Genomic DNA, 12,634 nt, shown 5'->3' with positions numbered 1-12,634 from the left:
ACTCGCCGCTTCACTTGCCGGACGACGAACCTTTCTAGAAGTCCGTTGAGTTCAATTTCGGAGACCTGGGCAGATTCTTTAGCCCTGCTTGAAATTCGTTTCGCAGATAAGACGGTGCACAGGGGTCCTGTTCGGTGCTTTGCCGCGTGGCGCCTGCAGAGGCAGGACCGCTTTGAGAACCAAAGACGTAGGTGATTGGATGACACGCGGGTGCTGAACTCCTGACACCCGGTACAGCCGTTTACCGATTCAAGTTTTTTTACGCCTCGACACAATTACATACATCGGGTCAGGAGTTGTAAGCAAGTCGCCAACAGCACTGACCCCACCACCGAAGGAAACATCATGGACAGCGAACAACTCCTGGCAGAAATCCGCGAAGCCAACCTGACCTATCTGATGCTGGCTCAGAACCTGATCCGCAAGGACCGCGCCGAAGCGCTGTTCCGCCTGGGCCTGACCGAAGAAGCCGCCGACTTGCTGGGCATGCTGTCCACCGCGCAACTGCTGAAGATCGCGTCTTCCAACATGCTGCTGTGCCGCTTCCGTGTGGACGACGACCTGGTGTGGAACCTGCTGACCAGCCACAACGTGAAGAAGGTGGACAACGCCACCACCACGCAGCTGCACGCCAGCATCCTCATGGCTGGCAAGTTCGCCGAGTCCATGGCCGCCCACTGATCTGCGCGGTTACAAGTTTTCCTTCCCTCACGCTCCAGGAGCACACCATGGCCGTCGGCAAAAGCATCCTCAACGAGTCCCGCGACATCGAACGTGCGGTGGCCCTGATCCAGCTCGGTGCGCGCCTGCAGGTGCTGGAGTACGAAACTTCTCTGTCGTATGAGCGCCTGTTGCGCCTGTACAAGGAAGTGGCGGGCAAGAGCCCCTCGAAAGGCCAGTTGCCTTTCTCCACCGACTGGTTCCTGACCTGGCAGCCCAACATCCACGCCTCGCTGTTCCTCAACATCCACGAGTACCTGAGCAAGACCAGCGAACTCGAAGAGATCGACACGGTGATCAAGGCCTTCCGCCTGTACAACGACCAGATGACGGCCAGCTCGATCGAGCCCATCCTCTCTGTCACCCGCGCCTGGCGCCTGGTGAAGTTCGTGGACAACGGCATGCTGACCCTGACCAAGTGCACCTGCTGCGGTGGCAACTTCGTCACCGAGCCCTACGAGAACCGCCACTTCGTGTGCGGCCTGTGCCAGCCTCCGGCGCGTGCCGGCAAGGGCGCGGCCTCAGGCGGGCTCCGCTTGCACTGAAACTTGAGCCCCCACGCTCCGCCGCTGCGCGGGTCGCTGCTCCCCCGAGGGGGTGCGGCCTTGCTTGGGGGGCCCGGCGCGGCGGCCACGGCCTTCAAAACATGAAATGGACCCCGATGCGGGTCCATTTCGCGTTTATGGGTCCCTTCAATCGCACCTAGAGTTGGTCGATAGATAAGGCATTCCCCCAAAGTCACGCGTCACCCGGGTGCCGCGTCCTCTTTCAGGCCCAAACACATGTTCGTCATCATCGGTTTTGTCGTTTCGATGCTTTGCATCTTCGGCGTCTACATCTTCCACGGCGGCAACATCGGCGTGGTGCTCAAGGCTTTGCCGTTCGAGATGACCACCATCCTGGGCGCGGCCTTGGGGGCTTTCCTGATCAACAACCAGATGAAGGTGGTCAAGGCCTCGTTCAAGGGCCTGGCCGGTTGCTTCAAGGGCAGCCGCTACACCAAGGCGCGCTACATGGAGCTCATGGCGCTGCAGTTCGACATCTTGCAGAAGGCGCGCAAGGAAGGCCTGATGGCGATCGAGCAGGACGTGGAGAACCCGCACGACTCGGCGGTGTTCAAGAAGTACCCCACCATCGCCGCCGACCACCACGTGGTCGAGTTCATCACCGACTACCTGCGCATGATGGTCTCGGGCAACCTGAACGCACACGAGATCGAGTCGCTCATGGACAGCGAGATCGAAACCCACCACCAGGAAGCGCACGCGCCGGTGGCCGCCATCGGCCGCCTGGCCGGTGGTCTGCCGGCCTTCGGCATCGTGGCCGCCGTGCTGGGTGTGGTGAACACCATGGGCTCGGTGGGCCAGCCGCCCGCGGTGCTCGGCGGCATGATCGCCTCCGCCCTGGTCGGCACCTTCCTGGGCATCTTGCTGGCCTACGGCGTGTTCGAGCCGCTCGGTGGCCTGATGGACCAGAAGGTGGAAGAGAGCAGCAAGGAATTCCAGTGCATCAAGACCACGCTGCTGGCCAGCATGCAGGGCTACGCGCCTGCCACCGCCATCGAGTTCGGCCGCAAGGTGCTGCTCTCCGACGTGCGCCCGACCTTCAATGAGTTGGAAGCCCACGTCAAAGGCAAGAAGTAATCCAGCGGAAAGCACAGCATGGCGGACGGCAAAAAACTTCAACCCATCATCATCAAGCGCATCAAGAAGAGCGGCCATGCCGCTCACGGTGGCGCCTGGAAGATCGCCTACGCCGACTTCGTGACGGCCATGATGGCTTTCTTTCTGCTCATGTGGCTGCTGGGCTCCACCGCCAAGGGTGAGCTCGACGGCATCGCGAGCTACTTCCAGTCGCCGGTGAAGGTCTCGCTCATGGGGGGGCCGGGTACCGGCAACAGCAGCAGCATCCTGCCCGGCGGTGGACGCGACCTGAGCAAGTCGTTTGGCCAGATGGACAGCGGCGAGGCCGAGCGTGCCGCCAAGATGATGGGGGCCCAGATGGCCCAGGAGCTCAAGGCCCGCCAGGAATCCGCGCGGCTGGACGCGCTGGAGAAGAAGATCACCGTGTTGATCGAGAAGAGTCCCAAGCTCGCCGAATTCGGCTCGCAGATCCAGCTGGAGAAAACCACCGACGGCTTGCACATCCAGATCGTGGACCAGCAGAACCGCCCGATGTTCGACACCGGCAGCTCGCTGGTGAAGCCCTACATGCGCGACATCCTGCACGAGATCGGCAAAGCGTTGGGCGACGTGGAAAACAGCATTGCTCTCGCGGGCCACACCGACGCCACACCCTATGGCAGCGGCGAGCGCGGTTACAGCAACTGGGAGCTCTCGGCCGACCGGGCCAACGCCTCACGCCGCGAGCTGGTCTCGGGCGGTCTGCCCGACAACAAGCTGCGCCGCGTGGAAGGCCTGGCCTCCAGCCGGCTGCTGCGGCCCGAGACGCCCACCGATCCGATCAACCGGCGCATCAGCATCGTGGTGATGACGCAGGCGGCCGAGGACCGCATGACGCCCAGCCCCATCCCTGCGGTCGTAGCGCCAGGCGCTGCCGCGACGGTCGTTGAAACATCCATGGCACCCGCGCTTCAGATTCCCGCCGAAGTGACGAAATCAACTTCAGGGAGCGGCGGCTGAACGGCCACCGTCTCCACCCCATCGACCCACCCGCCCTCGGAGGCTTGCATGTCCACCCCGATGAAATTCCTGATCGTTGACGACTTCTCCACCATGCGCCGCATCGTGCGCAACCTGCTGAAAGAAATCGGTCATACCGATGCGGACGAGGCCGAAGACGGCGCCATCGCCCTGGCCAAATTGCGCAACGGTGCGTTCAATTTCGTGGTCTCCGACATCAACATGCCCAACATGAACGGTTTCGAGCTGCTGGCTGAAATCAAGAAAGACGAAAAGCTCAAGCACCTTCCGGTGCTGATGGTGACGGCCGAAGCCCGCAAGGAAGACATCGTGCTGGCGGCCCAGAGTGGCGCGGCTGGCTACATCGTCAAGCCCTTCACCAAAGCGACGCTGGAAGACAAGCTGGCCAACATCTTCAAGAAGCTCGGCATTTAAAGGACCGATGCCATGAACCACGATGACGCAGCGAACCCCGGCCATCCGCAGATGTTCCAGCAACTCGGCTCGATCACGCGCCAGTTGCACGACGCACTGAAAGAACTCGGCTACACCGACAAGCTCAAGGGCACGGTCGACCAGTTGCCCGATGCACAGAGCCGCCTGTCCTACATCGCCCGCCTCACCGGCGAGGCGGCCGACAAGGTGCTCAACCATGTTGAACTCGGCAAGACCGAGCAGGGCCTGATCGCCGAGCGCGGTCGCCAGCTGGCCGACACCATTTCCCGCGTGCCGGCGCTGGCCAAGGCCATGCCCGAGCTGATGGAGTGGACGAACGACATCATCCAGACCAGCGAGCAGACCGATGCGCGCTTCACCGACATCATGATGGCGCAGGATTTCCACGATCTCACCGGCCAGGTGATCGCCCGTGTGGTGCAACTCGCCGGCACCATCGAAGAGCAGTTGCTCGGCCTGCTGCTGCAATCCGCGCCTTCGGGCCAGCCGGGCCAGGACCACGCCTACGAACTGGCCGGTCCGGTGGTCGATGGCACCGGTCGCACCGATGTGGTCAATGACCAGCAGCAGGTGGACGATCTGTTGGCCTCCCTCGGTTTCTAACGGTTTTGATCAGCGGGGTTCCTCCCCGCTTTCTCAAAAGTGGTTTTGATAAGCGGGGTTCCTCCCCGCTTTATCCCCCTTTAGTTTTGCGGCCAGCCTCGCAGAATGGGCTCATCAAATCGATGAGCTCATTGCGATGGATTCCTCCAGTCAAGACAAGAACCTGCCAGCCACCGCGCAGCGCCTGAAGAAGGCGCGCGACGATGGCCAGGTGCCGCGTTCCAAGGACTTGTCCAACCTGTCGGTGCTCGGTGGCGGCTGCTTGCTGCTGCTGGCGCTGGCCCCCACGGGCTTCGAGAAACTGCGCGGGGCGTTGCAGAGCCAGCTGCGCTTTGACCACGCGTCGCTGCAGCAGCCGGGCCAGATGCTGCAGCGCCTGGCCGATGTGTTTGCCCAGGGCCTCATGCTCTATTTGCCACTGGGCGTGCTCGTGCTGGCCGTGGCCATCGGGGCCACCGTGGCCTCGGGTGGCTACGCGCTGAGCACCAAACCCCTGATGCCCGACTTCAGCCGCGTCAACCCGCTCAAGGGCATCGGGCGGCTGTTCTCCAAACAGCAACTGGTCGACACCTTCAAGCTCGCCGGCGTGACCGCCGTGGTGGCCTTTGTCGCCTGGCAGTTCATCCGCTCGCACGTGGAGCTGTTCGGCACGCTGGTGATGCAGCCCCTGGAGTCCGGCATTGGCCAGCTCGGCAACTGGATCGTGGCCGGCGTGGGCCTGCTGCTGCTGGTGGTGGCGTTCTTTGCGATCGTCGATGTGCCGCTGCAGAAGTTCCTGCACGGCAACCAGCTCAAGATGTCCCTGCAGGAAGTCAAGCAGGAACACAAGGAAGCCGAAGGCGACCCGCATGTGAAATCGCAGCGGCGCGCGCGCCAGCGCGAGATGGCCCAGCGCAACAGCGTGGGCGCAGTACCCAAGGCCGACCTGGTGGTGATGAACCCGACCCACTACGCGGTGGCGATCCGCTACGACGATGCCTCCATGAACGCGCCGCGCGTGGTGGCCAAGGGCGCCGATCTGATCGCCATGAAGATCCGCGATGTGGCCAAGGCGCACAACGTGCCGGTGCTGCAGTCGCCCATGTTGGCGCGTGCGCTCTATGCGCACGCCGAGATCGACGGTGAGGTGCCCTCGGCCCTGTACACCGCCGTGGCCCAGGTGCTGGCCTACGTGTACCAGCTCAGGGCCGCCCTCAAGGGCCAGGGCGCCATGCCGGGCGAGATGCCGGTGCCGCAGGTGCCGCCCGAGCTGGATCCGCACTTCAAGAAATCCGCTTCCAAGGACGCCGAATGAACGCCCTCGCTCCCCTGCAGCAATGGTTTGCGCGCAACGCCGGCTGGGCCGGTGGCCTGGCCGCCCCGATGCTGGTGATCACCATCCTGTCGATGATGGTGTTGCCGCTCCCGCCCTGGGTGCTCGACACGTTCTTTACCCTCAACATCGCGCTGGCCCTGGTGGTGATGATGGTGGCGGCCTACATGCGCCGCCCGCTCGATTTCTCGGTGTTCCCCACCGTGCTGCTGCTCACCACGCTGCTGCGCCTGTCGCTCAACGTGGCGTCCACCCGCGTGGTGCTGCTCGAAGGCCACACCGGCCCGGGCGCGGCCGGCGCGGTGATCGAGGCCTTTGGACACTTCCTGATCGGCGGCAACTTCGCGGTCGGCTTCGTTGTGTTCGTGATCCTGGTGGTGATCAACTTCATCGTGATCACCAAGGGCTCGGAGCGCATTGCCGAGGTGTCGGCCCGCTTCACGCTGGACGCCATGCCCGGCAAGCAGATGGCGATCGACGCCGATCTGAACGCCGGCCTGATCGACGAGAAGCAGGCCAAGAAACGGCGCCAGGAAGTGGGCGACGAGGCCGAGTTCTTCGGCTCCATGGACGGCGCCTCCAAGTTCGTGCGGGGCGATGCCATTGCCGGCATCCTGATCCTGGTCATCAACATCATCGGCGGCTTCGCGGTGGGCGTGATGCAGCACGGCCTGTCGGCCAGCGAAGCGGCCAGCACCTACATCCTGCTGGCGGTGGGCGATGCGCTGGTGGCGCAGATTCCCTCGCTGCTGATCTCGGTGGCCGCGGCCATGGTGGTCTCGCGCGTGGGCAAGGACGAGGACCTGGGCGCGCAGGTGATGCAGCAGATGTTCATCTCCGCCAAGGTGATGGGCATCGTGGCCGCGGTCATGTTCCTGCTGGGCGTGATCCCGGGCATGCCGCACGTGGTGTTCCTGGCCTTCGCCGCGATTTTTGGTGGCCTGGCCTGGTGGCGCGTGCGGGTGGATGCCCGCCCCGTGGTCGAGCCCGAAGCACCCGCCGCGCAGAGCGACGGAGAAGCCACCTGGGACGACCTGCAGCCGGTGGACCTGCTCGGCCTGGAACTGGGTTACCGCCTGATCGCCATGGTCGACAAAACCCGCCAGGGCGACCTGCTCACCCGCATCAAGGGCGTGCGCAAGAAATTCGCGCAGGAGGTGGGTTTCCTGCCGCCGGCCGTGCACGTGCGCGACAACCTCGAACTGCGCCCCAGCGCCTACCGCATCACCCTGCGCGGCGTGGTGGTGGGCGAGGGCGAGGTGTTCCCCGGCATGTTCCTGGCCATCGATCCGGGCGGTATCGGCACGCCGCTGATCGGCACCCCCACCACCGACCCGGCGTTTGGTCTGCCCGCGCACTGGATCGAAGACAAGCAACGTGAAAACGCGCAGATGGCCGGTTTTACCGTGGTTGATTCCGAGACTGTGCTGGCCACGCATCTTTCACACTTGATGCAAGTCCAGGCAGCCAAGTTGCTGAGCCGGACGGAGACCCAGGACCTGGTTGAACACGTCACCAAGCTGGCCCCCAAATTGATCGAAGAAGTCGTGCCCAAGATGATCTCCGTTGCCTCCTTCCAGAAAGTGCTGCAGCTGCTGCTGGAAGAGTCGGTGCACGTGCGTGACATCCGCACCATCATCGAAGCCATCGCCGAGCACGCCACCGCCACCACCGACCCGCAGGAGCTGGCCCGCCGCGTGCGCATGGCGCTCTCGCCGGCCATCGTGCAGCAGATCTACGGCCCGGTGAAAGAGCTCGAAGTGATCGCCATCGAGCCGGGCCTGGAGCGCCTGCTGATGCAGGCCCTCAGTGGCGCGGCCAACGGAGCGCTGGACCCCGGCGTGGCCGAGATGCTGAGCAAGTCGGCCACCGACATCGCCAACCGCCAGGAAGAGAAGGGCGTGCCCGCCTGCCTGCTGGTGCCCGACGCGATCCGCAACGCCATGGCGCGCCTGCTGCGCCGTGCCGCTCCCCGCCTGCAAGTGCTGGCGCACAGCGAAATTCCTGAAACCCACCTGATCCGCATTGGCCCGATTCTTGGAGAACTTGCATGAACATCCAGCGCTTCACCGCCCCGACCTCCCGCGAAGCCATGGCCAAGGCCCGCAACGCCTTCGGCGACAGCGCCGTCATCCTCTCCACCCGCTCCACCAGCGAAGGTTTTGAGGTGATGGCCGCGGCCGAGGAAAGCCTGGCCTCGCTGGCCGACAACGCCAGCCCCGCGCCGATCGCCACCCGCCCGCCCGCCGCGCCGAGCTCCTTTGCCGCCCGCGCCAAGGCCGCCGCCACGCAGGCCCAGCCCGAGTCGGTGGAGGGCGACACCGAAGCCCTGGCCATGAGCACGCTGTCGTTCCAGGAATATGTGCGTGAACGCATGCTGCGCAAGCGCCGCGAGTCGATGCAGGAAACCGCACCCGCCGAGCAACCCGCACCGCAGCGCCGCGCCCCGGTGCAAGCCGCGCCGGTGCAGCCTGCGCCGATGCCCGCTGCCGAGCCCATCGTGGTGCCGGTGCAGCGATTCAACGAGCCGGTGCAGGCCGCCTTCGGCAGCCGCCTGGGCCAGCAGCCTATCCGCACCCGCGAAGCAGAACCGTCGTGGGAAGACTCGCAGCCCTCGGTGCGTTTCGCCAGCAACGAAGACACCCGCATGGCGGTGGAGCTCTCCGCGCTGAAGGAGATGATCGAAGAGCGCTTCAACACGCTGGCCTGGCTGGGCTCTTCCAAGCAGAACCCGATCCAGTCCAACCTGATGCTGAAAATGATCCGCGCCGGTTACTCGCCCGCCATGGCCCGCGCCGTGCTGGACCGTGTGCCCGCCGACGCCGCAGCCCCGGAAGCCTTCCGCTGGCTCATGGACGTGATCACCCGCAACCTCAAGGTGAGCGCTTCCACCGCCGGCCTGTGCGACGAAGGCGGCGTGGTCTCGCTGATCGGTGCCACCGGTGTGGGCAAGACCACCACCGCGGCCAAGCTCGCGGCGCAGTGCGTCAAGCAGTACGGCGCCGCCAGCGTGGGCATGATCACGCTCGACACCTACCGCGTCTCGGGTTACGAACAGCTGCGCGCCTACGGCCGCATGCTCGGTGTGGTGGCCCACCTGGCGCACGACCGCGCCGCGCTCAAGGACCTGCTCAACCTGCTTTCGGGCAAGCGCCTGGTGATCATCGACACCGCCGGCCTGGGCCAGCGCGACCAGCGCATCCAGGACATGCTCGACGTGCTGGACATGCCCAAGGTCAAGAAGACCCTGGTGCTCAACGCCGGCTCGCAAGGCGACACGCTGGACGAAACCCTGACCTCGTTCAAGGCCAGTTCGCTGCACGGTGTGGTGCTCTCCAAGGTGGACGAAGCCGTGAAGCTCGGCCCGGCCCTGGACGCGCTGATCCGCCACCAGGTGACGCTGCGCGGCGTGGCCAACGGCCAGCGCGTGCCCGAAGACTGGCAGAACCCCGATGCCTCCGCCCTGGTGCGCATGTCCATGGGAACGGCCGGCAAGTCGGCCTTCGATCCGGTGGCCACCGACATGGGCTTCTACTTCGCCCCCACCAACGCACGCGGTGTGAACCTGGGAGCCTCGCATGTTTGAACACGGCTTTGATCAAGCCGCCGGCCTGCGCGGCGAGAGCCGCAGCGGCAGCGCTGCCTTGCTGGCGGTGGCCAGCCCGGCGCAGCCTGCGCGCGGCTACGAGTGGCTTTGCATGCTGGCCGGCTGCCTCACGAACCAGGGCCGCTCGGTCGTCATCGTTGACGGCACGGCCACCGAATCCAGCGGTGCCCAGCGCGGGAACGGCAGCCACCTTGGCCTGCTGCGCGCGCTGCAAGACCCCTCCATCGGCCACCTTGAGCAACCCGCGGACAACGCCGACTGGCTGGTGATGCCCGGTGCGCGTGGCCTGCAGGCCCTGCAGGAAACCGCGCACGCCGCGGGCGCACCGGTGGCGCTCGCGCGCCTGCTGGCGCCGTTTGCTCCGGGCGTGATCGTGCTGCTGTTCGCGCCGGCCTTTGGCCTGGCCGGCGTGTTGCCCGGTCTCAATGCCCGCACGATGGTGCCGGTGCTCGACCAGCCGCAGGCCGCCATCGACGCGTACGGTGCGGTCAAGCTGCTGCACTCGGCCGGTTTGTCGCCGGTGCTCGCGCCCCTGGCCGCCGGCGGCGCGCAGGTGCTGCAGCCACTGGTGACCTCGGTCACCGACTGCGCGGCACGCCACCTCGGGCTCACGCTGGAGAGCTGGCCCGCCCACACCTGGGGCCACCGTGCCCAGGCCTGCGCCATCACGCCGCAGGCTGAAACAGACACACACGGGTACCACGGCCTGGTCCGCGCCGCCCCGACACCACTCTGGAGCTGAAGATGTACACCGCCAAAGGCACGCTCAACCGCGACGAGCAGCTGCGCAAATACAGCCCGCTGGTGCGGCGTCTGGCCCACCACATGATCGCCAAGCTGCCGCCCAGCGTGGAGCTCGACGACCTGATCCAGGTCGGCATGATCGGCCTGACCGAAGCGATTGCGCGCTTCGAGCCCACGCAGGGCGTGCAGTTCGAGACCTTCGCCAGCCAGCGCATCCGCGGCGCGATGATCGACGAACTGCGCGAAGGCGACTGGATGTCGCGCGGCTCGCGCAAGAGCCAGAAAGACATTGAACAAGCGGTGAGCCGCCTGCAGCAGAAACTGCAGCGCGTGCCCAAGGAATCTGAAATCGCCGCCGAGCTGGGCATGCCACTGGCCGACTACCAGCACCTGCTGGCCAAGGTGCGTGGCACGCAGCTGGTGTACCTGGAGGACATCAGCGGGAACAGCGACGACGAAGACGGTTTCCTGGACCGCCACATGGGCGACAGCGAAGCCGACCCGTCGGCCAAGCTGCAGGATCACCGCATGCGCACCGCCCTGGTGGCTGCCATCAAGGTGTTGCCCGAGCGCGAGCAGCAGATCATGAGCATGTACTACGAGCACGACATGAACCTGAAGGAAATCGCAGCCGTGCTCGGTGTGACCGAATCGCGCATCTGCCAGTTGCACAGCCAGTCGATTGCGCGCTTGCGCTCGAAGCTGCGCGAGCACTGAAACAGGCGCAATACCGCAGAGGCAGTAGCCGTTGGCGAGCGGCAACGGCCACTGGTGCCAGGGGAGGGGCGTGGCTAGCATGGGCCGCCCACCCTCGACACCCACATGCCATGACCGACGCCAAACGCCCTTCGCTCGACGAGAACCCAGACCGTGCTGCCATCGATGCCACCCACGACATGGCGTCTGTTGTTGAAAACCTGATCTGGTACGGCTTTCAATCGGCCGCTGACATCGATGCGCTGATCGACGAGGGGGTCACAGCGGGTGACGGCTTCGACGTCGCCCGGGTCAAGGCCTTCGCCGCCACGACACTGGCGAAGAAACGGGCCGCCGAGGCCACTTGGCCACACGCCACCGACTGCGACAAGCTCGATCGCGCCTTTGCCCGATTGCATGAGCAGGGCATCTGCGCCCTGCATTGCACCGGTGACACCCAGGACGACGGCTTTGAAGCCGTGATCGATGCACTGAGTGACGACGGGGTTCCGGAAGACCGGTACCACGGCTACTGCTTCTATTACAGCCAGGACATCGACCGCGCCCTCGACGAAGAAGGCTTGCTGCTGGCCTATGGCCATCTCGGCCGCAGCGAAGTGAAGGAGAGGGAGCACCTCGCGGTGGGGCAGCTGGTCTGTGAAGCCCTGCGGCACGAGGGCCTCACAGTCGCGTGGAACGGTTCAACGAAGCGCCGCATTTCGCTGGCCCAGCTGGACTGGCAGCGGCGCACACCGGGCTGAGCGCAGCGCCAACCGGCAAAAAAACAAGGCCTGCCGGCGTCTCATGACGCCGGCAGGCCTTGTGCTGTGTGGGTTGATCGGGTCAGGGCTTGAGCTGGGCGCGGATCTCGCCGCCCTTGTTGGCGTTCGAATGCACGTTCACGTACAGCGAACCCCCGTTGTAGGCCGCGAGCTGTGCCGGCGTGAGCTTGGCGCCGGCTGGCACCACGTAGGTGTTGTCCCCGGTTTTGGTCAGTGTCACGATGACCGGGCCGTTCTGACCGGCCGGGGCGATGTGGATGTGCGCCATGGTGCTCACCAGGCCGGCGGTGGTGACGCTGCCGCTCACGGAGCCGTCAGCGGTTACCTTGATGTTGGCGGTGCCGCTGGCGGTGGTGGTCACGGGGGGCACTTCCTGGGCGCCATTGAGCTTCTCGTCACCGCGCACGGCGCTGGTCACCGTGTTGGTCATCTTGTCGACCGTTGCGCAGCCCATCAGGGTGGTGAGTGCGGCGGCGGCCACCAGGCCGAGCAGGGTTTTGGTGTGGAAAACAGATGTCATGGGAGCTCCTTGCTGTTTGTGAATCGGACCTGATCAGTATGGGTTCGCCACGCGAGCAGGTCATGGGGGTTGACCCGAACACGGTCCCCGGTGGGGCTCACCAGCTGCCGCTGTTGGCCATGTCCACCCAGGGCTGGCTGGGGGGCAGGGCGTCGCCTTTTTGCAGCAGCTCGATGGAGATGTTGTCGGGCGAGCGCACGAAGGCCATGTGGCCGTCGCGCGGGGGGCGCAGGATGGCCACGCCGTGGGCCTGCAGGCGCTCGCAGGTGGCGTAGATGTCGTCCACCTGGTAGGCCAGGTGGCCGAAATTGCGGCCGCCGGTGTAAGCCTCGGGGTCCCAGTTGTGGGTGAGCTCCACTTGCGCGCTGTGGTCGCCGGGTGCGGCGAGAAACGCCAGCGTGAAGCGGCCTTGGGGCACTTCACGGATGCGAATCACCTCCAGGCCGAGCGCGTCGCGGTAGAACTTCAGGGAGGCCTCCAGGTCGGTCACGCGGACCATGGTGTGCAGGTATTTCATGAGGGCTTTCGGAGTGGGATCGGGATGGTCTTTTG

The 12,634-nt window shown here is 65.2% G+C and carries 14 protein-coding genes; 12 read left to right on the top strand and 2 right to left on the bottom strand.

Going from position 1 to position 12,634, the window contains the following annotated elements:
• Window positions 1–345 precede the first annotated feature (345 nt).
• From flhD to F9Z44_RS17270, 12 genes are all read left to right on the top strand, one after another.
• Entirely contained in the window at window positions 346–681 is a 336-nt protein-coding gene (flhD, locus tag F9Z44_RS17325) for a flagellar transcriptional regulator FlhD (protein ID WP_056268595.1), read from the top strand.
• Window positions 682–728: 47 nt separating this feature from the next.
• Window positions 729–1,265, top strand: coding sequence for a flagellar transcriptional regulator FlhC (flhC, locus tag F9Z44_RS17320; RefSeq protein ID WP_159607958.1), 537 nt, complete (start codon window positions 729–731; stop codon window positions 1,263–1,265).
• A 237-nt stretch (window positions 1,266–1,502) separates the two neighbouring features.
• Window positions 1,503–2,363 carry a flagellar motor stator protein MotA gene (motA, locus tag F9Z44_RS17315; protein ID WP_159607957.1) on the top strand — a complete coding sequence of 287 codons (861 nt, stop codon included), beginning with the start codon at window positions 1,503–1,505 and terminating at the stop codon, window positions 2,361–2,363.
• 18 nt (window positions 2,364–2,381) lie between these two features.
• The gene (gene motB, locus F9Z44_RS17310) at window positions 2,382–3,362 is read left to right on the top strand and encodes a flagellar motor protein MotB (RefSeq protein WP_159607956.1); all 981 of its coding nucleotides are present in this window, start codon (window positions 2,382–2,384) and stop codon (window positions 3,360–3,362) included.
• Between the two features lie 48 nt (window positions 3,363–3,410).
• Window positions 3,411–3,797 carry a chemotaxis response regulator CheY gene (gene cheY / locus F9Z44_RS17305; RefSeq protein ID WP_159607955.1) on the top strand — a complete coding sequence of 129 codons (387 nt, stop codon included), beginning with the start codon at window positions 3,411–3,413 and terminating at the stop codon, window positions 3,795–3,797.
• Window positions 3,798–3,809: 12 nt separating this feature from the next.
• Window positions 3,810–4,421, top strand: coding sequence for a protein phosphatase CheZ (locus F9Z44_RS17300; RefSeq protein WP_159607954.1), 612 nt, complete (start codon window positions 3,810–3,812; stop codon window positions 4,419–4,421).
• A 136-nt stretch (window positions 4,422–4,557) separates the two neighbouring features.
• Window positions 4,558–5,715: a flagellar biosynthesis protein FlhB gene (flhB, locus tag F9Z44_RS17295; RefSeq protein ID WP_159607953.1), complete on the top strand. Its 1,158-nt coding sequence runs from the start codon at window positions 4,558–4,560 to the stop codon at window positions 5,713–5,715.
• Complete coding sequence (gene flhA, locus F9Z44_RS17290) at window positions 5,712–7,787, top strand: flagellar biosynthesis protein FlhA (protein ID WP_159607952.1); 2,076 nt, start codon at window positions 5,712–5,714, stop codon at window positions 7,785–7,787. Before flhB ends, flhA begins: the two co-directional genes overlap by 4 nt.
• Window positions 7,784–9,319, top strand: a complete 1,536-nt coding sequence (gene flhF / locus F9Z44_RS17285; RefSeq protein ID WP_159607951.1) for a flagellar biosynthesis protein FlhF — start codon at window positions 7,784–7,786, stop codon at window positions 9,317–9,319. Before flhA ends, flhF begins: the two co-directional genes overlap by 4 nt.
• Window positions 9,312–10,082, top strand: a complete 771-nt coding sequence (locus tag F9Z44_RS17280; protein ID WP_159607950.1) for a ParA family protein — start codon at window positions 9,312–9,314, stop codon at window positions 10,080–10,082. Before flhF ends, F9Z44_RS17280 begins: the two co-directional genes overlap by 8 nt.
• A 2-nt stretch (window positions 10,083–10,084) precedes the next feature.
• Window positions 10,085–10,801, top strand: coding sequence for an RNA polymerase sigma factor FliA (locus F9Z44_RS17275; protein WP_159607949.1), 717 nt, complete (start codon window positions 10,085–10,087; stop codon window positions 10,799–10,801).
• Between the two features lie 110 nt (window positions 10,802–10,911).
• Complete coding sequence (locus tag F9Z44_RS17270; RefSeq protein ID WP_159607948.1) at window positions 10,912–11,541, top strand: DUF6891 domain-containing protein; 630 nt, start codon at window positions 10,912–10,914, stop codon at window positions 11,539–11,541.
• 82 nt (window positions 11,542–11,623) lie between these two features.
• Here F9Z44_RS17270 and F9Z44_RS17265 read toward each other — a convergent pair whose 3' ends face one another.
• Both F9Z44_RS17265 and F9Z44_RS17260 read right to left on the bottom strand, forming a co-directional pair.
• Window positions 11,624–12,082, bottom strand: coding sequence for a CHRD domain-containing protein (locus F9Z44_RS17265; RefSeq protein ID WP_236574173.1), 459 nt, complete (start codon window positions 12,080–12,082; stop codon window positions 11,624–11,626).
• A 97-nt stretch (window positions 12,083–12,179) separates the two neighbouring features.
• Window positions 12,180–12,599 carry a VOC family protein gene (locus F9Z44_RS17260; RefSeq protein ID WP_159607947.1) on the bottom strand — a complete coding sequence of 140 codons (420 nt, stop codon included), beginning with the start codon at window positions 12,597–12,599 and terminating at the stop codon, window positions 12,180–12,182.
• Window positions 12,600–12,634 lie beyond the last annotated feature (35 nt).

The sequence above is a fragment of the Hydrogenophaga sp. PBL-H3 genome, assembly GCF_010104355.1.
Taxonomy (GTDB): Bacteria; Pseudomonadota; Gammaproteobacteria; order Burkholderiales; family Burkholderiaceae_C; genus Hydrogenophaga.
This window is presented reverse-complemented; position numbering and strand designations above follow the sequence as displayed.